This is a genomic window from Paenisporosarcina sp. P4_E4_2 (assembly GCF_056401595.1).
Map to the genome: position 1 here is coordinate 1 of NZ_JBFUJC010000045.1, position 20,676 is coordinate 20,676.

Annotated in this window: 22 protein-coding genes; 13 read left to right on the forward strand and 9 right to left on the reverse strand. The window is 35.8% G+C overall.

What is annotated here, in order from left to right:
• Nucleotides 1–281 precede the first annotated feature (281 nt).
• Nucleotides 282–440 carry a hypothetical protein gene (locus AC1DSB_RS05640; RefSeq protein ID WP_016428133.1) on the forward strand — a complete coding sequence of 53 codons (159 nt, stop codon included), beginning with the start codon at nucleotides 282–284 and terminating at the stop codon, nucleotides 438–440.
• Between the two features lie 38 nt (nucleotides 441–478).
• Here AC1DSB_RS05640 and AC1DSB_RS05645 read toward each other — a convergent pair whose 3' ends face one another.
• Entirely contained in the window at nucleotides 479–889 is a 411-nt protein-coding gene (locus AC1DSB_RS05645) for a hypothetical protein (protein ID WP_477586044.1), read from the reverse strand.
• A 424-nt stretch (nucleotides 890–1,313) separates the two neighbouring features.
• On the opposite strand from AC1DSB_RS05645, the gene pcp reads away from it, so the two are divergent.
• The 4 genes from pcp to AC1DSB_RS05665 all read left to right on the forward strand — a co-directional run bounded on the left by pcp (nucleotide 1,314) and on the right by AC1DSB_RS05665 (nucleotide 5,777).
• Nucleotides 1,314–1,931, forward strand: a complete 618-nt coding sequence (pcp, locus tag AC1DSB_RS05650; RefSeq protein WP_477586046.1) for a pyroglutamyl-peptidase I — start codon at nucleotides 1,314–1,316, stop codon at nucleotides 1,929–1,931.
• Between the two features lie 627 nt (nucleotides 1,932–2,558).
• Nucleotides 2,559–3,302: an ABC transporter ATP-binding protein gene (locus tag AC1DSB_RS05655; protein ID WP_477532794.1), complete on the forward strand. Its 744-nt coding sequence runs from the start codon at nucleotides 2,559–2,561 to the stop codon at nucleotides 3,300–3,302.
• A gap of 1,379 nt (nucleotides 3,303–4,681) precedes the next feature.
• Nucleotides 4,682–4,996: a hypothetical protein gene (locus AC1DSB_RS05660; RefSeq protein WP_477586048.1), complete on the forward strand. Its 315-nt coding sequence runs from the start codon at nucleotides 4,682–4,684 to the stop codon at nucleotides 4,994–4,996.
• Between the two features lie 511 nt (nucleotides 4,997–5,507).
• Nucleotides 5,508–5,777, forward strand: a complete 270-nt coding sequence (locus AC1DSB_RS05665; RefSeq protein WP_477586050.1) for a hypothetical protein — start codon at nucleotides 5,508–5,510, stop codon at nucleotides 5,775–5,777.
• Between the two features lie 341 nt (nucleotides 5,778–6,118).
• Here the strand turns inward: AC1DSB_RS05665 and AC1DSB_RS05670 are convergent, their stop codons facing one another.
• Nucleotides 6,119–6,973 carry a dimethylarginine dimethylaminohydrolase family protein gene (locus tag AC1DSB_RS05670; RefSeq protein ID WP_477532791.1) on the reverse strand — a complete coding sequence of 285 codons (855 nt, stop codon included), beginning with the start codon at nucleotides 6,971–6,973 and terminating at the stop codon, nucleotides 6,119–6,121.
• A 177-nt stretch (nucleotides 6,974–7,150) separates the two neighbouring features.
• Between AC1DSB_RS05670 and AC1DSB_RS05675 the strand changes: the two genes are divergently transcribed.
• Nucleotides 7,151–7,897: a YqcI/YcgG family protein gene (locus AC1DSB_RS05675; RefSeq protein WP_477532790.1), complete on the forward strand. Its 747-nt coding sequence runs from the start codon at nucleotides 7,151–7,153 to the stop codon at nucleotides 7,895–7,897.
• Between the two features lie 263 nt (nucleotides 7,898–8,160).
• Nucleotides 8,161–9,156: a YecA family protein gene (locus AC1DSB_RS05680; protein WP_477586052.1), complete on the forward strand. Its 996-nt coding sequence runs from the start codon at nucleotides 8,161–8,163 to the stop codon at nucleotides 9,154–9,156.
• A gap of 97 nt (nucleotides 9,157–9,253) precedes the next feature.
• On the opposite strand, the gene AC1DSB_RS05685 is transcribed toward AC1DSB_RS05680, so the two are convergent.
• A complete protein-coding gene (locus AC1DSB_RS05685) occupies nucleotides 9,254–10,192 on the reverse strand; it encodes an LCP family glycopolymer transferase (protein WP_477533122.1) in 939 nt (312 codons plus the stop codon).
• A gap of 178 nt (nucleotides 10,193–10,370) precedes the next feature.
• Between AC1DSB_RS05685 and AC1DSB_RS05690 the strand changes: the two genes are divergently transcribed.
• Nucleotides 10,371–10,643 (forward strand): excalibur calcium-binding domain-containing protein, encoded by a 273-nt coding sequence (locus AC1DSB_RS05690; RefSeq protein ID WP_477533123.1) that lies wholly within the window; start codon nucleotides 10,371–10,373, stop codon nucleotides 10,641–10,643.
• Nucleotides 10,644–10,704: 61 nt separating this feature from the next.
• Here AC1DSB_RS05690 and AC1DSB_RS05695 read toward each other — a convergent pair whose 3' ends face one another.
• Entirely contained in the window at nucleotides 10,705–11,580 is an 876-nt protein-coding gene (locus AC1DSB_RS05695) for an SDR family oxidoreductase (RefSeq protein ID WP_477586054.1), read from the reverse strand.
• A gap of 353 nt (nucleotides 11,581–11,933) precedes the next feature.
• On the opposite strand from AC1DSB_RS05695, the gene AC1DSB_RS05700 reads away from it, so the two are divergent.
• Nucleotides 11,934–12,656: a gamma-glutamyl-gamma-aminobutyrate hydrolase family protein gene (locus AC1DSB_RS05700; protein ID WP_477532644.1), complete on the forward strand. Its 723-nt coding sequence runs from the start codon at nucleotides 11,934–11,936 to the stop codon at nucleotides 12,654–12,656.
• Between the two features lie 92 nt (nucleotides 12,657–12,748).
• Here the strand turns inward: AC1DSB_RS05700 and AC1DSB_RS05705 are convergent, their stop codons facing one another.
• The gene (locus AC1DSB_RS05705; protein ID WP_477586056.1) at nucleotides 12,749–13,846 is read right to left on the reverse strand and encodes a Mur ligase family protein; all 1,098 of its coding nucleotides are present in this window, start codon (nucleotides 13,844–13,846) and stop codon (nucleotides 12,749–12,751) included.
• Nucleotides 13,794–14,159 carry a Mur ligase domain-containing protein gene (locus AC1DSB_RS05710; RefSeq protein ID WP_477586058.1) on the reverse strand — a complete coding sequence of 122 codons (366 nt, stop codon included), beginning with the start codon at nucleotides 14,157–14,159 and terminating at the stop codon, nucleotides 13,794–13,796. The genes AC1DSB_RS05705 and AC1DSB_RS05710 overlap by 53 nt, the downstream gene beginning before the upstream one ends.
• Before the next feature lie 257 nt (nucleotides 14,160–14,416).
• Between AC1DSB_RS05710 and AC1DSB_RS05715 the strand changes: the two genes are divergently transcribed.
• Nucleotides 14,417–15,373: an NAD-dependent epimerase/dehydratase family protein gene (locus AC1DSB_RS05715; protein ID WP_477586060.1), complete on the forward strand. Its 957-nt coding sequence runs from the start codon at nucleotides 14,417–14,419 to the stop codon at nucleotides 15,371–15,373.
• 630 nt (nucleotides 15,374–16,003) lie between these two features.
• Here AC1DSB_RS05715 and AC1DSB_RS05720 read toward each other — a convergent pair.
• On the reverse strand, nucleotides 16,004–16,216 hold the full coding sequence (locus tag AC1DSB_RS05720; protein WP_477532647.1) for a hypothetical protein: 213 nt from the start codon (nucleotides 16,214–16,216) through the stop codon (nucleotides 16,004–16,006).
• A 15-nt stretch (nucleotides 16,217–16,231) separates the two neighbouring features.
• On the reverse strand, nucleotides 16,232–16,387 hold the full coding sequence (locus AC1DSB_RS05725; protein WP_477532648.1) for a nitroreductase family protein: 156 nt from the start codon (nucleotides 16,385–16,387) through the stop codon (nucleotides 16,232–16,234).
• Nucleotides 16,388–16,454: 67 nt separating this feature from the next.
• On the opposite strand from AC1DSB_RS05725, the gene AC1DSB_RS05730 reads away from it, so the two are divergent.
• The 3 genes from AC1DSB_RS05730 to AC1DSB_RS05740 all read left to right on the forward strand — a co-directional run bounded on the left by AC1DSB_RS05730 (nucleotide 16,455) and on the right by AC1DSB_RS05740 (nucleotide 19,867).
• Nucleotides 16,455–17,285: an STAS domain-containing protein gene (locus AC1DSB_RS05730; protein ID WP_477586062.1), complete on the forward strand. Its 831-nt coding sequence runs from the start codon at nucleotides 16,455–16,457 to the stop codon at nucleotides 17,283–17,285.
• A 141-nt stretch (nucleotides 17,286–17,426) separates the two neighbouring features.
• Nucleotides 17,427–18,716, forward strand: a complete 1,290-nt coding sequence (locus AC1DSB_RS05735) for a YflT domain-containing protein (protein WP_477586064.1) — start codon at nucleotides 17,427–17,429, stop codon at nucleotides 18,714–18,716.
• 584 nt (nucleotides 18,717–19,300) lie between these two features.
• Nucleotides 19,301–19,867 carry a C40 family peptidase gene (locus AC1DSB_RS05740; RefSeq protein ID WP_477532651.1) on the forward strand — a complete coding sequence of 189 codons (567 nt, stop codon included), beginning with the start codon at nucleotides 19,301–19,303 and terminating at the stop codon, nucleotides 19,865–19,867.
• Nucleotides 19,868–20,018: 151 nt separating this feature from the next.
• Here AC1DSB_RS05740 and AC1DSB_RS05745 read toward each other — a convergent pair whose 3' ends face one another.
• Complete coding sequence (locus AC1DSB_RS05745) at nucleotides 20,019–20,573, reverse strand: biotin transporter BioY (RefSeq protein ID WP_477532652.1); 555 nt, start codon at nucleotides 20,571–20,573, stop codon at nucleotides 20,019–20,021.
• Nucleotides 20,574–20,676: the final 103 nt, after the last annotated feature.

Consider the following 20,676-nt stretch of genomic DNA (forward strand, 5'->3'; position numbering starts at 1 on the left):
GTTTGTTTTCAAATCAATTAATAAAGATCAAGAATGTATTATAATGCCGAGTTATTGGACAGGTTCATGAGTAAATTGTTGAAAGAAAATATGAGCTATTCATTGACAAAAAAAAATCAAAATTGCATGGATTATTGTGAAATTAAACCGTTTGTAAAAGAATAGTACTTTCGATGTAATCTAACTCTTCATACATAAATATTTAAATTTCATGTTATAAGTTTGATTATTAGGGAAAAATCAACTATGACGGAAATTTTATAATGGAGAGGTGAAAAAAAGTGAAAGACAATGAAAAACAATCTGCAAAAGAATTTGCAAATCAATCAGCTACTGAACAAACACAAAAAGAAGACCAGCTAAGTAAAGAAGAAAAAGAAAAACTTCAAGTGAAAGATGGTCAGAATAACCATCACTTGGATGAGCGTGGAGGGTACTAATCAAAAAACCGTGATCCCATAAGGATCACGGTTTTTGTTTATTCATTTGGTAGTCTTTTTGCATTTTCTTGTTTCGCTGGTGAGTCATTGTTATCTTCAGGAAGTGATTCTTTTGATTTTAGTGCAGCTTTATGCTGAGATTTTGGGAAAGCTTGTTTTGCTTCTTTCTTAGTGTCCTTGCTTAGTACACTTTCGATATAATATTGAACACTGGTCATGGCGCCTTCTTCCACCATACGATTGTCATCCGGATCGTTAGGATCTGAGAAACCTGCTTTTGTCATTTGGCATTGTTTTACATTTTTTGAATCCATGAATGAGGACACTTTTGTCATCGTATTATTCATCATGATTTTGGCTTTTTCACGATTTTCTGCTTTCTGTAAAAACATATAAGCCGTAGCTGCAAGACCTCCAATTAACAATGAACGTGTATTTCCTCTAGACATCGTCATCCCTCCAATTGTTGTTAAAAATCAGTTATCTTATATTGATACCCACTTTCACAGACAATCACACATCTTCTTTCATAATTCCAATTTGCTTTCCTAAAATAATTCTGATGGATACTATTTAATCGTAAGGATGAAAGGTATATAAGATGGTATTTAGGAGATTTCGTACTGTACATCTTTTTGAGTTGAATAACTATAATTCAACTCAAAATAAAAATTATACTTCTAGTAACCGTCTGTAAAAATATTTCTTTCGAATTTATACTAACTTTATACGAAGAAATACCAATAGAGTGGTCTATCTATCTGGACTAAAATCGTTAAAAATCCAAATAATATTATCCATAAATTGTTTGCTTTTCGAAATAAAAGAGGCTATACGGTACAATAAAATTATGAGAAAAGGAGGTTACTAGTTATGAAGAAAACGTTGTTACTGACAGGTTTTGAACCCTTTTTAAAGTTCACGGTGAATCCAACTATGAAAATAGTGGAAGAATTAAACGGACAAACGATTGGAGATTATCAAATTGTAGGGAAAACGATGACGGTTGATTTTAAGTCATCAGGGGACCAATTAGTCGCTTTGATAAAAGAGTTACAGCCGGATGCAGTCATTTCATTGGGATTGGCAGGAGGTCGCTCAAAAATAACACCAGAACGCATCGCGATCAATGTGAAAGATGGTGCTGCAGATAACGAAGGACATACACCTGTGGACGAACTTATTCATCCTGAAGGTCCAGCAGCCTACATATCCACGTTACCGATTAGAGGGATGGTAGAAAAATTAAACGAATCCGGATTTCCTGCATCCATTTCAAATACTGCGGGTACATATTTGTGCAATAACGTGATGTACGAAGGACTACATACAATTCATACAACCAACTTAAATATCCCATCCGGATTTATTCATATACCAGCTTCCCATGAATTAGCCATTCAACATGGAAACATCCCAAGCTGGTCGCACGAAGATTTGAAAAAGGCGATATCGATTTGCATTACAGTGCTATCCGAGAAATCTATTTAATCAAAACAAACACCATAGCGAAAAGCTATGGTGTTTGTTTTGTAATTGGATATGTAAACATTAATGTTGTTATCCTACATTTATGCTAAGCCGCATGTTCCGCATGAGCCCATAAGTATGAAGACCACATACTTGTGGGTCTCATTCTTCACGCACTTGCGGCATGCAAGACGTAATACACTCTCACGYTTTTTATTCAATAATCTAAGCATGCATATCATAGCCACTTGTGAAAAGTAATCGTAATACCTACTATTTCTAATAACTAAATTTAGAGTAAAAAATGGGAAATTTATTTATAAAATTATGGAAAATAATGCTTTTTCGGAAAAAGTTTCTCAACTTAAATAAGTAGCCTTTTTTTTCTATAATAGTAAAATAAGTATATAGATTACAAAACGAGTAGCCATCAAAAATTTTTCCTATTTGTCATTTTACATTTCTCAGTTAAATAAACAAAAAGCATTTTTTAAAGTTTTATATAATAAATTTTAAATATTCTGAAATAAATATAATAATTACATTGACTAATTTTTCCTTTATGTTACATTAAAAATACCATTTTTTAACTTAAAACTGACTAATTACCAATAAATGGATTTCAATATACCTACGGGGAGGTAAACAATGCTATCTATTCAAAAAATTCACCATTCTTATGATAAAGAACAGCCAATTTTTAATGATATCAATTTGGAAATTAAGAGAGGAGAATTTGTAGCAATTGCTGGACCCAATGGATCAGGAAAAACCACTTTAATTAAATTGGTATGCAATTTACTGAAGCTACAAAAGGGTTCCATCACTTTCAATGGAACATCTCATACTTCTTTGTCTGTACAGAGTAAAATTGTCTATTTACCTAGTGACGATTATATTCCCGAATTTTTAACAGGTCGAGAGTATATTATGTTGATGTCCAAGTTATATAAAAAGAAAATAGACGAACAAAATTTACAAGTAATTTCATCTCACTTAAGCATGAATAAGAAACTTTCGGAGATGGTGGAATCCTATTCCCATGGAATGAAAAAAAAGCTTCAATTAATAAATGCTCTTTTGTTAAATCCGCCATTAATGATTATAGATGAAACCTTAAATGGCATTGATGTTGAGGCGAAAGAAATTATAAAAATTTTACTCAATGAGTATACGAAAAATGGTGGGACCATTATAATTTGTTCACATGATTTAGAGTTGATGCAGGAGATAAGTAATAGGGTGATTCTTTTATATAAAGGGGAAGTATATCTGGACGATCTCGTAAGCAATCTTACACGATCACTCTCAGATTCATTTAAAGAGTTGATGAATTTAGAGGAGGTGAAAAATGAGATCCGCACAAGTTTTCAATTTAGTACATCTGATTAGCTTATATTTCACCAGAAAGGTTTTTAACATCGGTCCACTAAAAAGCAAAGCATTTAGAGTTATCTTTCTATTAGTCCTAGTAATGATGCTCGGTATTTTCACTTTTATGCTTTATTCATTCTTTAATCTAATTGGGAATGAAAACCTTGAAGTTCCACTTATCTTAAGAGTTTATAGTATGACAATCATGTTTTGGTCTTTAATTATTTTCATGTTTGTCAAAATACTTTTTATGAAGTCCAACAGTTTTCTTAAGATGACAACCACTCTTCCCGTAACGATGAATGAAAGAAATAGCGCACTTTTAATTTTTGAAACAGTGATATCTATTATTTTAATCTCATTGTTGTCAAGTGCTGTTGTCCTTTCATTAATCCTTACATATGGAACTCAATTCATTTTGTTATTAATTAGCACAGTCTTCTTCTCTAGTATTATTACGTATTTAATCTTACAACTTATTAATAAAGTCATCGTCTTTATTCTCAATTTTTTCAACCTGAATCCTTTAAAAGACATCGTGACAATCTTTATTTTTAGCCTAGTGTTCTTCTTTTTATACCAAGATGCTAATTCTGTGGCAGAGTCAGTTGTATATGCATATCTCGACGAAAAGGATGTTGGATTTAATATTTTAATATCATGGTCGATCTTCTTTGAACGATTCGACTTTTGGATTATTTTGGTCACTTTTATTATATCGTTTTTACTTTTGAGTTTCTTGAATATCAAAATACCTGATAAAGCGTACATGTCTATGCTAAATTATTTGAAAATTGAATTATTTAAACGATTTAATAACCTATTGGTCTCCTATGTGTATAGTATTCTCAGGAAGAAAGATACCTTTAATTACATAGGTGTTTCGTATATCATCTTCCTCTATTTATTTATGGATAATAAAAGTGAATACTCATTATATGCACTTCTACCTTTGGCGTTTAATGGAATTTATCATTACGTAAATACCAATTCTATTAGAAAATTATGGTGGAAAACGAATTATACGGTTTGGAAAGACTACGTATTCCTTATTAGTAGTCAGATTTTATATATACTGTTCATTTCATTACCATTGGTGATAATTGTATTAATTTTTAATACAAGCCTAACAACAAACTTTATGGCTTTAGCATCTGTAACTGTTGCTGTTTTTTTATTCACACTGGTGGGTATCCTTTTTCCACCATACGATGATAATCCATTCTCTGTCATTATCAGTTTCGTAATTATTTTCACGATAATAATTGTTTTGGCGATAGGGATAGCAATTCTTCAATTGTCTACTACCCAAAATTTTATATTTGTCGGTTTTATCTTTTTTGTAATTATATATTTCAGTATATTTGGCTTAAAAAAAATAAGGGAGGAAATATAAAATGAAAAAAGTCTTTATAGGATTCAATGCATTTTTGGGGGCCTTTGTTACAACTTTAGTAATTCTAGTTCTTTCATTTCTTTACATGTTGTTCAGTGAGGGAGACAAATTAGGAAAGAGAACAGTTTACTTTGACACTCTTTTCTTCGATTCAGCCGATAAGGCTGATRGTTCCGTTTCTTTACACTTTGGAGTTGAAAATTATCTTCCAGCAATCATTACAGTGATTATACTTACTATATTTTATATGATTGTTTTCTTCACTTATAAACTTTTACGACAAAAACAAATCCAACTTAAAAATAGCCATAATTAGGCCATGAAACAAGTCACAAAAACAGTAGAAGACATAAATCTTATGAATTTTTCATGGTTATTCCTTAAAATCAATAAACCACTGGTGATAATGATCATGGTAAGCATCTTATTACCAATGCCACTGTTTTTGAAACTAGAAGTTGCTTTTTTAACAGTCCAACAATTCACCTTGATTAGTTCGTTGCTTATTTCATTCATGCTGCATGAATACTTTCATATCTTATCATTTAAGATTTTGAAAAAAAAAGGTGCTGTGCGAATTGAGAGTACATTTTTGCGAATTTCGATTATCCCTCTTTTTCACCTAAGTAACTATCAGATAGTGATGATGGCTATGATGGGACCATTGATTTGTTTCACTATAGGGTTGATTCTTTTCATGACAGCTAGTTCTCAGTTAATGATGTATGTCTCTTATATTTTTCTTCTACACATAATCTTTCTCTTGCCTCCCTTTGGAGACGGGATGATGATTATTAAAGCATATCTCAGTTCTCAATTGAAAGGAGGTGAATAAATTGACATTGTCCATAAATAACAGTTTAATCGGTATTTTGGTTTTTCTACAAACCATGAAGGTGAAAGCTATTAACTCTTTTCAAAAGCAAATGGTTAAAAGTGATGCTTGGTTTTTAATCTTTGCAGCAGTATTATTAGGTTTGGCATTTACTATTTTTGCAGGTCTAATGATTTGGTGTGTTGTGTATCAAGGCAAAAAATTCACAGGCAACTGGAAATGGTCCCAGTGGGGAGTCAGCGTTTGGGCTGAATGTGCATAAGAATTCTTTAGCCTGAGCCCTAGAGAAGTAGTTACAAAAATCATGTATTTATGATCACTTCATTCCATAATCCTAGGGTGAATGATTAACGGTGTATTGGATTTGAAAGATTGATTAGTAATTTATATTCTTCTGCTGGCACAGAAGATATTAAATGACACTATAGAACTCATACTGTTTAACCGTTTCAATGATAACCACCATATAAACATGTGATAAATGAAAGTGTTTCTTTAGGGTATTATATTGTATTAAACAAAAAGAATCCATTTTGAAGCAAGACTGATCAAAATGGATTCTTTTTATTGTGATTTAGTATGAAATTTTATAAAACTGCCACTTTATCCTCGTGCAATTGGCATAGTACAACATCTGAAAGATCCCCCAGATTTGATGATTTCTGAAAAGTCCACTTCAATCACTTTATAGCCTTGACTCCGCATTTTGTTGTTTACTTGGGCATTGATAGGCAAACTGAAAACTCTTTTATGTCCAATGGATAACACATTCGTACCCATCGTAAATTGTTCTTCCTTACTTACTTCAATTAAGTGATAGCGGTTTGTTAAAAATGATACAGTTTCCGCGTCTAGTGCTTGTGGGAATATTAATGCATCGGTGGGGGAAAGTATATTGAATACACAATCCAAGTGTAAATATTTAGGGTCAAATGGAATCGCAACTATTTCATAATTCGGCAAATCGGAGCGAAGCTGTTCAATTGCTGAATTACATGTACGATGACTAAGCCCTATATAGATTGTCCTATCGTCAATAATGACATCTCCACCTTCAATATGGTTTTGAGATAATTTTTGGAAAGGTACATGATGTGTGTTTAACCACTTCTCTAGAACGGTTTCTTCTCCTTGTCGGATACTACTTGCCATTTCAGATACAAAGGTCTGATTGCCAAGAGTAAATCCGATATCCCGAGTAAAAACTTGTTCAGGATAAGAGGCATTAGCGGGCAGTGTAATGACGTCGACGCCTTCTGCACGCATTTTAGCAACAAAATCATGATGTTGAATCAAAGCACGTTCAATATTGATGTTTTCATCTTTATATTTTTTTTGAACATCGTTGATTATTTCATCAATCGACATAAATTGGGGTTCACAAACAATAACTTTTCGCAAAGTGTCATATTCACTTTGGCAACTCGTTTGAATAGAATCGGTACTTTCAATGCTCATCTTTCAACCTCCATGAAATTGTAATTGTTTCTTCTGTTATTCCCGTAACGGAAATAAATTAACATAAAAAGAAAGAAAAAATTTTTCAATGTTTAAATGAGATTGTTTCAAATCAAAGGAACAGGGTATTTGATTAATAAAATATGACATACATGCTATTTGGTGGAGGGAATTTGGATGATAAGAAAGGAACAGGCTTTATTGACAAAAGAGGATTTTTCTACACGATCGGATTTACCAAAATGGTTACTCGATGAATATCAAACTTTTCATAATACAGTTACGGATAAAACTTTTCCCTGTTATTTCGGGATGAGTGGAGAGTTAAAAGGCGAATTGCGTTATGGCTATATCACACAGGACGATTGGTCAAATCTACCCAAAACGGTGGAAGGTTTTTTGGACTTGTTTAAAAACCCTAAACATAAGCGTCATGGCTTATTTGTTTTTATTGAACCATTTGAAGTCGAAGGCAAATTAGAGCAATACCGCAAACAATTTTGGGACATTCTTCAGTATTTACACGAAGTCGACCCAGTGGAATGGCCTGAAGATGCACCACGGGATCCAGCCCACCATTTATGGGATTTCCGTTTTCATGGGGAACCTATTTTTGTTTTTGGTAATGCTCCAGCTTACAAACAAAGAAAAACACGACATTTAGGTAACTCCATGGTGCTCGGTTTCCAGCCACGAAAAATATTCCAAGGGTTAGAAGGTACTGAAAAAGGGGGCATCATGTCCCGCGAAAAAGTACGCGAACGAGTAGAGGCATGGGACCAACTGCCAACGCATCCGGATATCAGCCATTTCGGTGATCCAGAGCATAATGAATGGAAACAATTCTTTATCGGAGACGACATTGAACCCATTAAAGGGAAATGTCCATTTAATCATAAAGCAATGAAAACCGTTGAAAGTTAATTTAGTCATGCCTTTTGTTATTAGGTCAAGATTTGTAGAACTGAGGAAACCGCGAATAGACAGAAAAATCATCACAAGGGTGTCCAACTCTCGTTGTATGACCCTTTTGTTTACAGCTAATCCCTATCAGCGTGCATATCCTAACGCTTAATTTACCCATTTTCCCGCTATTCCGTAAGTCCCACATCCTTCGTACCCTGTATTCATGCTGGATTGCATGTTACACTAGGGCGTAAACTTTATTAATCGAAGGACGTGTTTTAATGGTAGGACGTAATGATCCGTGTCCATGTGGAAGCGGGAAAAAATTTAAAAAATGTTGTGAACGCAATCAGGAGCCATCAATTGAAGCTGTTCGTTCGGAAGAGTTGGATAGAATGCTCCAATCATTTTATGATGAGTATCCCGAACGCAAGGATTTTCCAGCATTGCTAAGTGTAATTAAGGAATGGAAATCGAAGCTAGAGAAGTATTTGCTTGAAGAAATGATAGAAGCTATTGCAATCGATGAATTCTTCTTCCATCATAAACCAGAAATCTGGTTGAAATATGTTGAAAAGCAACAAAAGAAAGCGGTGCGACCATCTGTTATCAATGTTCTGGAGCATTGGAAAACGCCTTCCGTACTTTTGGGAGAAGTCGTAGAAGTAGCACAAGAGTTTATGAAAGTAAAAAATATCCTTACGAATGAAACACTTTATTTAAAACGTGAAAGTGAAAAGCCTGTTCCTGTTGGCGTGCATGTTTTCTGCTTCATGCTGCCGGATATCAGTTTAAAAGACAATCACTTCTTGGCAGTTTCAAGCTTAATATTCCTCCCAACTGACCATCGGGATGTTATCAATACCTACGCACAATCAAATGCTGTCAGTACGAAGGAAGAGGCAGCCCACTTCTTGCAAACACACCTCATCGATTTCTGGGAAATATTAGGGGTAAACGGTTACGCGGGCGGCGAATTTACCGATTTCGAAGCTGGTATCCTTCTTGAAGTAATGGATCGACTCGAGAAACAAAATCGTAATCCTAAGCCATTGTTGAATATCATTGAAGACTATTTGGTGACCAATCAACCGAATGCCAGAAAAGAAGCGGCCGTAGCTGCAGGTGCCATTCGATTTGGGCAAGAGCATCAATTGTTTGAAGGACCATATTGGAGCGTTAAAGAAATAGCTGAATGGTATGGAGTATCAACTCATTCATTAAATAAATATTATAAAGATATTAATGAGTTTTATTCAGTAACGTTAGCTAATTAATTTGTAAATCCCGCCTCTATTTACAATAGGGCGGGATTTTTTAAATTGCATCAGTAATCATACAAAAAAGCTTCTTCAATTTTGAATGGAGCTTTTTTCAATCTTTCAATTCTAAATGTGTCTGCAATTGCAGCTGTATCTTTTCAAGTTCATGTGTATCTAACACGTAATACCAGACACCATCCGAAATTTGCCCATGCCCTTCTTGTAAAGAAAGTGATTCCAGATGACTAAAAGCCTCTTTATAATCTTTAAAAATTTTCTTCATTTCATCAAACGTTAAATTCGTGTGCACATTGTCGCCTGCAACGGCTAACAATTCTTTATATTTCCACACACTATTGAAAGATTTCAGTTTGTTGAAAATAGCATTAAGTACGATTTTTTGACGTTCTTGTCTGCCGAAATCCCCATTTGGATCATCATACCTCATTCGAACGAATGCTAATGCTTGTTCACCTTGTAAATGAATGGGACCAAGTTGATAGTTAAAATCATCCACTTCAAAAGCTAAATTGTTTTCTACGTCTACACCTTCAACGGCATCAACTAATCCGATAAATCCTTCCATATTAATCGAAACTGTATAATCTATAGGAATCTGCATTAAATTTTCAACGGTAGCTTTGACCATTTCTACACCACCGAAAGCATAGGAGTGATTAATTTTATCTTCTTTGTTCAATCCGATCAATGTTGTATAGGTATCTCGAGGGATGCTAATGATTTTCGTAGTATTATCAGTTGGATTTACGGTGACTACAATCATTGTATCCGCTCGTCCTCTGTCGTTTTCTCTCTCATCCACTCCCAATAACAGAAAAGAAAGTGGGGGCTTCTCTTCAATTAGTATAGGCGTAGATCGGAAAGTAGACTCAGGAAATTTTAAGGGTTCGTGCATTTGTTCAACTGTGGATTCAACAGTTGAATAGACATGATAAATTGCAAATCCTGTAACCAGAAATAAGAAACTAACGATAGTGATAAGCTTATGACCCAACATCCATTTCACTTGTATTTCAACACCTCTCTTCACAATATATCCAGCAATAGTGGCAATTAGAAGTGAGTGTATCGATTTTAAAAGTGATGAAAAAATTAAAAGGGAGATTAGTAAAGCACACTTGATAATAACAAATAAATTAGATTCTCTGGACAAATAGTCTATTTTAAATGTATGATATTGGTAATTTAGTAGTGTTGGAGGAATATTAATGAAAAAGAGAATAACTAGTCTTCTTCTTTCTGTTGCATTAATCGGAGGAATAGTAGGACATACACAAGTGGAAGCAGCTCCTAAGGTGACATTAAAGGAATATAGTAACTGCAAAGAAATTAATAAGATTTATCCAGGTGGGATTGCACGGTCATCAACAGTGAAAAATAAAGGTGGGGCAACTAAGTACAAACCTTTCGTTAATCAGAAATTGTATGATTTAAATGATAAGAGTGATCGCGACAATGATCTGATTGCTTGCGAACGTTAAACAAATAACCATAAGAAAAAGCACATCTTTGATGATGTGCTTTTTCTTTTTTTATGATTTTCTACGAAGTAACGAAGTCTCCACCATTTACATGTATCGTTTGTCCGATCATGTAGCTTGAGTCAGAAGATGCTAAGAAAACGTAAGCCGGAGCATTCTCTGCAGGTTGTCCACGTCTTGCCATTGGTGTGTCGTCTCCCGCCTTGGCTACTTCTTCTTTGCCAAATGTTGCAGGAATCAAAGGGGTCCAAATCGGTCCTGGCGCTACTGCATTCACTCGAATACCTTTATCGATCAAGTTCAGTGCCAGGGAGCGGGTGAATGTAGTGATGGCACCTTTTGTGGACGAGTAATCGATTAAATGTGGCGATCCTCTGTAAGCAGTAACTGAAGACGTGTTGATAATGGTGTCCCCTTTCGATAAATGGGGAAGTGCTGCCTGAGATAAGTAAAACATCGAGAAGATATTTGTTGAAAATGTTTCTTGCAATTGGTCCGGAGTGATTTTCAAGAAGTCCTCTGTAGGAAATTGCTTACCAGCATTATTCACCAATATATTTAGCTGACCAAATTCTGCAATCACCTGGTCAATGGCGTCATGGCAATTTTCATCATCACTCAAATCAGTTGCAATTTTCATCCCTTTACCGCCATATCCTTCAATCAGCTTCACCGTTTTTTCAGCATCATCATGCTCATCTAAATAGGCGATAGCAATATTCGCACCTTCTTTGGCATAAGCCACGGCAATCGCACGACCGATACCACTGTCTCCACCTGTAATGAGTGCTACTTTTCCAGCCAGTTTGCCAGACCCTTTATAATCTTTATCGTCGTAAATCGGTTCGGGATTCATTTTTGATTCAATTCCGGGTTGGTGATCTTGGGTTTGACCTTTAATTTCTTCGTGAATTTTTTCGTATTTATCTTTTGCCATGATACGCCTCCTCAAAAATTATGATATGAAAATTATTCCCTTCACAGGCTGATTCAAACGTGAAAAAACGTGCCTTTATGACAACGTTTGATTCATGCAAGTTTCTTAATAGTGATTGCTGCGTTTAAGATGATCTCATCACTTTCGATATCAGTTTGTAAGTCTACATAAGAAGATGATGTTTGATTTCTTATTGTCAATTTACTATTAGATTCTAATGTAAGTATGACTAAACCAGTATTAAGGGGGGGATATCCTTCAGATGACATTTGGAATATTTAGTTACGTTTTTCCTGAATCTAAGAGGGTAGATAAAGGAATAAGAACTTTTTTAAATAGAACGGAGAATATACATGAAACCAATTATTGGAATTACCGCAGAAATTAAAGAGGGAGGAGGATATTTCATGCCCTGCATCTATCCAGATGCTGTGACACAGGCAGGTGGAATTCCTTTAGTGATTCCTCTTATTCCGGGAGAAGATATCAATGCACTTTGTGAACAAATTGATGCACTGTTTGTAACAGGAGGGGAAGATATCGATCCTTCTTATTATGACCAAGATCCTCATGTGCATTTAGGGAAAATCGCCCCACGTTTGGACGCGATGGAGCATGCGTTAGTGCAAAAAATGTTGGAGCTTGATAAACCATATATCGGTGTATGTCGCGGTTTACACATGTTAAACGTTGCAACAGGAGGTTCTCTCTACCAAAGTATTCACTCCCAAAGAGAAGAAGCAGTAATGCAACATAAACAAAAAGCAGAGCGTACTCATCGTTCTCATCCAGTGAAAGTAGACAAAGATAGTCAAATGTTTGAAATGCTTAAAGAAGAAGAGTTCAGAGTAAATTCTTTCCATCATCAAGCCTGTCATGAAGTACATGAACCGCTAAAAGTTGTAGCACGTGCTAAAGATGGCATCATTGAAGGCGTAGAAAGTACGGAGCATTCCTTCGTTTTTGGTTTCCAATGGCATCCAGAGGAATTTGCAAAAGCTGGAGATGAACCGTCTAAACGAGTCTTTAAGGCATATATTGATGCAGCAATTAAACGAAAAGAAAAGAATAACTAAACCAAAAAGAACTGCCGGCTTATTGGCAGTTCTTTTTCTTTTTTAGTCTCATTTAAGAAACAAAAAACCTGTTGGAGCGTGGCCAACAAGTTTTATACGCTCAATTTTGTATTGTAAAAATAATTGTGAATAATTTCTTCATCCGAATGAGGAATATATTCGCCTTTTACAATTTGAGAGCCGTTTATACATCCACTCGTCAGTAAAACAATATCACCAGGTTCACTCGCTTCCAACGCTTTCATAACGCCCTCATGTCTTGAAGGAGCGGTCAATACTTCTTGTAAATATGGTTCGGTAAAACCCTTCAGGACAGCGTCAACAACATTCCAAGGGTTATTATAGCCAGGATGATCAACTGTGACAATCAACGCATCTGCTTTTCCTTCTGCTGTTTTTGCCATTTTGGGCATCTTAGAGAAATCTCTAATGCCTATTCCAGTAATTAAAGTGATTAATCGGTTATGAGGCAATTTTTTTACAGCCCGCATAATCGCTTCTAATGCAACAGGTGTATGTGCATAATCCAAAACGATTGTTCTATTTTCAGGTCCGTGAATAACTTGGAAGCGGCCATCTACTTGTTGCATCTTGGGGAGGACTTGCAATATTTCCTGTAGGGAGACATTCGCAAATAAAGCAGCACCAATCGCGGAAACTAAATTACCTACATTATATTCTCCGTAGATGGGGACATTAATACGATACGTCTGGTCTTCATAAATTAAATCGAAAGACATTCCATCAAGATGATGCTGTATGTTTGTCCATACTAAATCTGCATTGGATTCCACATTACTGGAATATGTCAGTAAAGATCCTTGTACGGCTTGAATAATGTCTTGACTCATCCCGGCATCGTCCAAATTAATAACACTTGCTTTCGCCTGTGTAAACAATCGAAGCTTGCACATCTTATAATGTTCGAACGTCTTATGATATTCCATGTGCTCTTCTGAAATATTTGTATGAATTGCCACATCAAATTCAAATCCATTTACACGATGCTGATCTAATGCAATCGAAGACACTTCCATGGATGCCGCTTTGTCCCCATGGTTCACAAGCTCAGTGAAAATAGCTTGTACATCCGACGACATCGGGGTGGTAGGCGTGCTTTTTTTGATATGAAGTTGTTCATCTGAAGTGAAAATGCCATTCGTACCGAGCATCCCACAAGGCTGAGACATAATGATTAAATTCAATCGCTATAAAAGCCAAGGCTTCCCGTGAATCATGCACTAATAYAAAAGATAAAAGGGGATGGGAAGAAGCATAAGATTCGAGGGTACTTTTGTCTGAACCCACGATAGTGGTAGCGCCGTTTTGAATTGCTTCATCTATGTATAAGTGACCGTCGGTTTCTTCTCCTATAATGCAAAAAAAGGCATACTGATTTTGTACATCTCTTGAATCGTACACAATCCCAGCCGTTAGCTGCATAGACGGTCCATATACGTGGAGCGCTTTTATTTGAGGAAGTTGAGTCCATTGAATATCCATGAAATGCTCCTTTATCTTCAATAAGATTAGGTAAGTTTAACATTGCACGCATTGAATCTATAGCACAGTTCGACAAAATGCGAGTATTTTCCCACGCGGTTTGCTACTCCATACCCTATATCCTTTTTTATATCTAACTAAAACGTCCTATGTCGTATTTAGTATGCTTTAAAAACAAGAAGCAATGCTTTAACTGAAATTTTTAAAGGTTTTTTTTAATATGCGAAGAAATTGTAAGAAGTAGAGGAGATGGGAAAATGAAAATTTTAGTGCTTGGTGGAACATCTTTTGTTGGACGTCACTTAGTGGAAGCGGCAGTCAAAAACGGACATGAAGTGGTATTATTTAACCGGGGAAAAACGAATCCTGAAGTGTTCAAACAGTTAAGGCATATTCAAGGAGATCGGCGGAAAGATGCGGAGAAGTTAGGTGAAGAAGAGTGGGATGGAGTCTTAGATACATGTGCTTATTCTCCACAAGACCTGCATCCAGTGATAAGCGTATTGAAAAATAAAACAAATCGTTATATGTTCATTTCGACCGTTTCGGTTTATGACGATTACAAAAAAGGCAGACCTAATGAGTCAAGTTCTACTTTTGCACAAAAAATCGAGTCAGATGAAGTGACGGGTGAAACTTACGGACCATTAAAAGTTATGTGCGAACAATTAATCAACGAAACCTTTAAGGACCGTGCATTGATTATTCGTCCATGTATCGTTGTAGGTCCGCATGATCCTACAGACCGATTCACGTACTATGCGAAAAGGTTAATGGAAAATGGGAAAGTTGCTTTACCCGGTGGGAATGAACCTCATCGCATGGTCCAATGGATTGATGTAAGGGATATGGCTAGTTGGATTGTGCAAATGATTGAAAATGGGACAACTGGTACATTTAATGCAGCTTCAAATCCACTGTCAATGGAAAAATTCATTGACAGTATAACGACAGCAACAATTGAAAAACAATGGATTCCTGACGCCGTTTTGGAATCAACGGACTTGGGTTCCCGAAGATATCCTTTTTGGGTATCCATTTCACAAGACTATCCCGAAGGTTTTATCATTGTTGAAAATCAACGAGCCATCGACAATGGGCTGACCATTAGATCTTTAACCACAACGGCACAGGATACAAGACAATGGGCAATAAATCGAGAGTTAAAGGCGGGGCCGACAATTGAACAAGAGCAGTCGCTTCTCAAAAACTAGTAGTCGATTAGACATAAGAAACCTTTGAGAAGTGCCAAAAAATAGTGTATACTTAAATCAGAAAGACTAGGTGTGTCAGCACCTAGTCAACAATCGCTAATGTACAAAATAGCGGTTGATCCAGATTAATTCAGAAAAAGCCGTCTCGCCTAATCAGTGGGGACGGCTATTTCTTTTTAGCGAAGAAAATGACTAATGATACAACGATTGAAAAGCCCCCGATCATTACAGTTGCAAGCTGCATAAGCAAACTCATCGATTCAAAACTTGTCATAGGCATCACCTCCAATCCCTGGAAGTGATCATCCGCTACCTGTCATCTACAATTGTTCCTTTTATTATAACATAAACAGAATATATGTTCGTATTTTTGTTGAAAAAAAGAACATAATTTTGGCAATGCCATTTTTTGCTCGTTAACTTCATTAACGAGGTGTTTTACATTTTTCAGGGAACTTCATTTCTTTAATAGAGGGAATCTCAAAAGGATTGATTGAAAATCCTTATGAATCAGAAAATTTATTTCCGAATAAAACCTTGTTTTTTCAGGAAATCTTTCAAATGTTACCGACGGGCATCCCCTAAATAGCTATTGATTGGGTCCAGTTGGTCGTCTTTTGATTTGAACCTCTAGTAGCGTACAAATACCATAGCCGCTATAGATAAATTTTGTGCGAAAATTGCAACATCTGTTGTTCCGACGATTACATTTTCTGTTGTATCCGCTACAATAGTAGTATCATTAATTACACTAGCAATTTGAAGTCTCTTAAAATCATCACAACAAACAAATACAGCTCCAGCTGTTTCCATTTGTGTCGGGTTTTTTGATAATTGCCCCAATTTGTTCTTGATAACTTAGTCAGTTATCCAAATAACACTATAAGCTTGTACAAAATGAGAACTCGCTGCATGTTGAGCAACTGAAATAAGTTCAAAAACTTCTTCTTTTGACAATTTCTTGTTTTTATATGTACGAATTGAGGTTTGAGAAGAAAGTAAATCCAAGACCAACCGAAATCATCTCCTTTCTACATATCGTCACAGAAAGGATTCTAAAATGTGAAGGAGTGCCCTCAGCATGCACAGGAATATGGATCTTTATAAATACTTAATAACAAAAGCCGAAAAATTAACTGATGACTGGTACAAATCGATTGATCAATCTACTGCAGTAGGTGTATATGCATCTAAAGATGAAAAAGATATTAATCGTTTAAAATCTCAAAATTATAGTTTTCATGAACATTTAATTCAGGTTTTTTTGGAAGATGAATATGAATTCTTTAAAGCTTTTGAAGTTTGGTTAAACGAAATTGTTACCGATACTGGTCATCAATCTACACCCACTCATATAATTTTGCAGGAATTCCTCAATGTACAAAGACAATATCTTAGTATGATTGAGAGTTTCGAAAGAGAGAATGAAGGAACTTATACAAAAGAACAAATTTACTCATGGAATCATATTATTCTAAAAGCGTTCAGTAGGGTTATGACTAGATTTGTAGAGGTACACGATCAGCTATCTTTGCGAAGGCTAAAAAGTCAGCAAGAATTGATTAATGACTTGAGTGCTCCGGTGATTAAATTACATCAAGATGTTGGTTTACTTCCTGTAGTGGGTGAAATCGATACGCAACGAGCTAAATATTTGTTGGAAAATACATTGATGGAATGTACGAAAAAATGCATTACTCATTTGTATGTAGATTTATCAGGTGTAAATGTAATTGATACAATGGTAGCCATGCAAATTTTCCAATTAATAGATGCATTGAAGATTGTCGGAGTTAAGACTACATTATCCGGAGTTCGACCAGAAATCGCTTTGACAGCAGTTCATCWGGGTTTGAACTTCAAAGACATCCATATTGCTGGAAATCTATCCCAAGCATTACAAATGAAATAGACTAAGATAAACCTGTGCTCAGCTGAGCACAGGTTTTTTTGTGCAATCATATTACAGTCTGATTAAAAGTTTTCAAAAGTGTTTAACTTTAATAAAGCGTTGGGTAGATAGAATGTAAATCAAAAAATAGGAGGTAACCCCATGAACTTTGAATCAAATCGTAAAATTGAAGTTGCTCGTACAGAAGATGAAATGTATGGAAAATTAGAACAACTAAAAGCACAAGGTTATTCCGAGAGTGATATACATGTCATTTCAAAAGATCATGCACACATGAGTACATTAAATCGCTATTCTGAAGTTTCGACGCATGAAGCGGGTACATTCATGGATAAATTCAAATCATGGTTTACGGGAGAAGATTCCGTTACAGAAGGCCTGAGGAAATTAGATTTAAATGACGCAGAAACTGATCGCTATTCAAAAGATGTTGCTAGTGGTGGGTTTTTACTGTACACCGATGCATCGCTAAACGATAGTGTCACAGATTCTCACCAGAATGAGTTTGAAGAAGGCTATGATACGTTTGGATCAACTGGAAACAGTTATGAATCTTATCATGGGGAAGAGCGGGCAGTTCAACCAATTGAACCAGGTTTCGAAGAAAAGACTCATAACGAAGCGACAAGTCAGTCAAATGAGTTTACCTCTTCAGCACRTACAAACTTTGTTGAATCACGATTCAATGAAACAGATAAAAATCTTACTGGAGATTCCACAACCTTTGGTGCAGAAGAACCGCGAAGCGAAATGACTATTGACAGTGGTAAAAATCCTCAAAGCGAATATGATGAAGAACAGGGGTTTGAACCGTCAACAAATGATTTTGTAAATGAGACTGATGGTCGTTTCGACGAACCTACAGATCGTTTTGCGCGAGGTGAAACTTTCGCTACGGATCCATATTTGGCCAGAGAAGAAGACCATATAGGTCATTCAATGCAGGAAGATAGAATGGTCCAGAAGAATCGTACGAATATTCAGGATACTATTACGAATGAACAACAGACAGATGGATTCCAATCTCCTGGTGCAGACCCTAATTTAGGACCTGCAGCATTTGGTAGTGAACTAAATAATGATAAATCCACTGAGGAAATGAAACACGATTTTAATAGAGACCCTCGAACGGAAGAAAAACGAGTTTTTGGGACTGAGTATACAGCAGGTAAACATAACGAACCAACTAATCAATCTGAAGAAAAAGCTTTAAATAAGTACAACACATCCGGAGAGCCAGAGTATAGAGAAACTGGTTACGAAAATGAAGGACATGGCAATGCATTTGCATTCGACACGAATTCTACTGAGAATGAATTTCCCTCAGGTGGCGTCGATGAAGATGAAGATGTTACAACGGATCAATATGAGGAACGCTTAGATAGAGATAAATTTCTTCGCGAAATTCCCCCAAACAGCAAATTATTTTAATAAATGGTAGCCATGCTGCCCATACTATTGCTATAAGATGACCTCCTTATAGATAAACCCCTTACAGAATTCAGCGGCTGTAAGGGGTTTTGTGCGTTTAGAATATTGGCGATAGTACAATGAAAATCCGTCATATAAATGATGTTTCCAACAAGTCCGCCTAAGCTGACTTTCAATAGGGGAATGGGGAAATATATTTACTTCTGTTGAGAATTGATTAAAACTGCTTAATTATCATTGGAATTACTTGAAGAGTGATAGTCAAAAGAAAATCGGTGTACTTTCAAATGATTTGTCGATGAAAGATGGAGTAATTAAGTCGATTTTGAGTGGATATACAGCCAATCACATAGTTTCTGAAAAACTAAGAAATTGTGTGAAGCCGCTATTGATAATGTCCTTTCTACCTGTAAATGACAATAGTCTCCAAATATTTCCCGGGCAATAACAAACCACGAGAGTAATTACTGACAAAATTATTCTTAATACGAGTTGTTTCTATAATATAAATTATATTGACTGAATTTTCGTATTTTAATATGATGAGAATAAGACTTTCAGAGACTAGACGGGGGATAGAGATAGTGAAGAAAAAAATAATAATAATTTGTCTAATGTTATCGACTTTCAGTTTAACCTTTAGTCCGATTGTAGAGGCATACAGCACAACAAAAACACATACTTCAACTATGGCACAGTTAAAGAAATCTTCCATTTTCAAGAAAAAAACTCAAACAGTTGAGCCGATTGCCAGACCAGTTTCTTTAACTGGACAAGCAGTATATGCAAATATTGCTTCGATCGCTCCTAACTTTGTCGGAACTCCATATATTTTCGGTGGGAAAACACCTGCTGGCTTTGATTGTAGTGGATTTATTCATTACGTTCATCAGTTTGCGGGACTGGACATACTTCGGATGAGTAGTGAAGATTATTTCAAACTATCATCCAAAGTGAATGTACCTGTAGTAGGTGATTTAGTATTCTTTAAAGATACATACAAAGAAGGAATTTCTCATATGGGCATTTATATGGGAGAAAATACATTTGTTCATGCCGGATCAAAAGGTGTAGAAATCACAAAACTTGATAATCCGTATTGGCAACTACACTTTGTCGCGTTTAAACGTTTTAATGTTGTAACGGACTAAATGAAAACAAGCACCGGAGTGAGTATCTCCAGTGCTTGTTTTAACTTTCCGTTATGTAAAATCGTTCCTTGAGAATCGAAAACTCGATGGGCGTAAATACCCCGTATCTACAAAGCGCTTTTTTAGATACGGGTTAATCAATTGTCTTCGCTTATGAAATTGTAGCTGGTAATAGCTTTGCAGATGTTAGACGGTTACGAACTAGAATCCCTGTAGTTGCAGCAAGTATTGCTTTAATTATTCCCACCAGAATAAATGGAGTTACACCGCCAGTTAAAGCTGCAGTCCAACTTAGTTCAGCGACGAATTTCAACCAAACAGCACCAAATGAAAGAGTAATAATCATCGCAATGATATTTGCGATGACAGCATTTTTAACTGTAAATCCGAATCGCTCCAGTAGCCAGCCTATTAAGAAGGCTGCTGGAATGAATCCAATTATATAGCCTCCAGTAGGACCAAAAACTACTCCGATCCCTGATGACATTTCACTAAATACAGGTAATCCTGCAATTCCCAACATTATATAGACTAAGACGGACAATACCCCATAACGCTTGCCTAAAATGGTAGCCGCCAGTCCAATAGCAAGGGTTTGTCCAGTAATTGGAACGAGTGGAAGGGGAATAGTTATTTGTGCCATAATCGCAATGATTGCTGCGAATAGAGCGGTAACAATTAACATCTTCAGGTGTTCGTTTCTCATATGTATAACCTCTTTTCATTAAGTGAACTATTTATTAATTTTAGTTAACACAAATAGTATCATAATAATATTCTGGTATTTCGTCAATACTTGCTTAGGATTA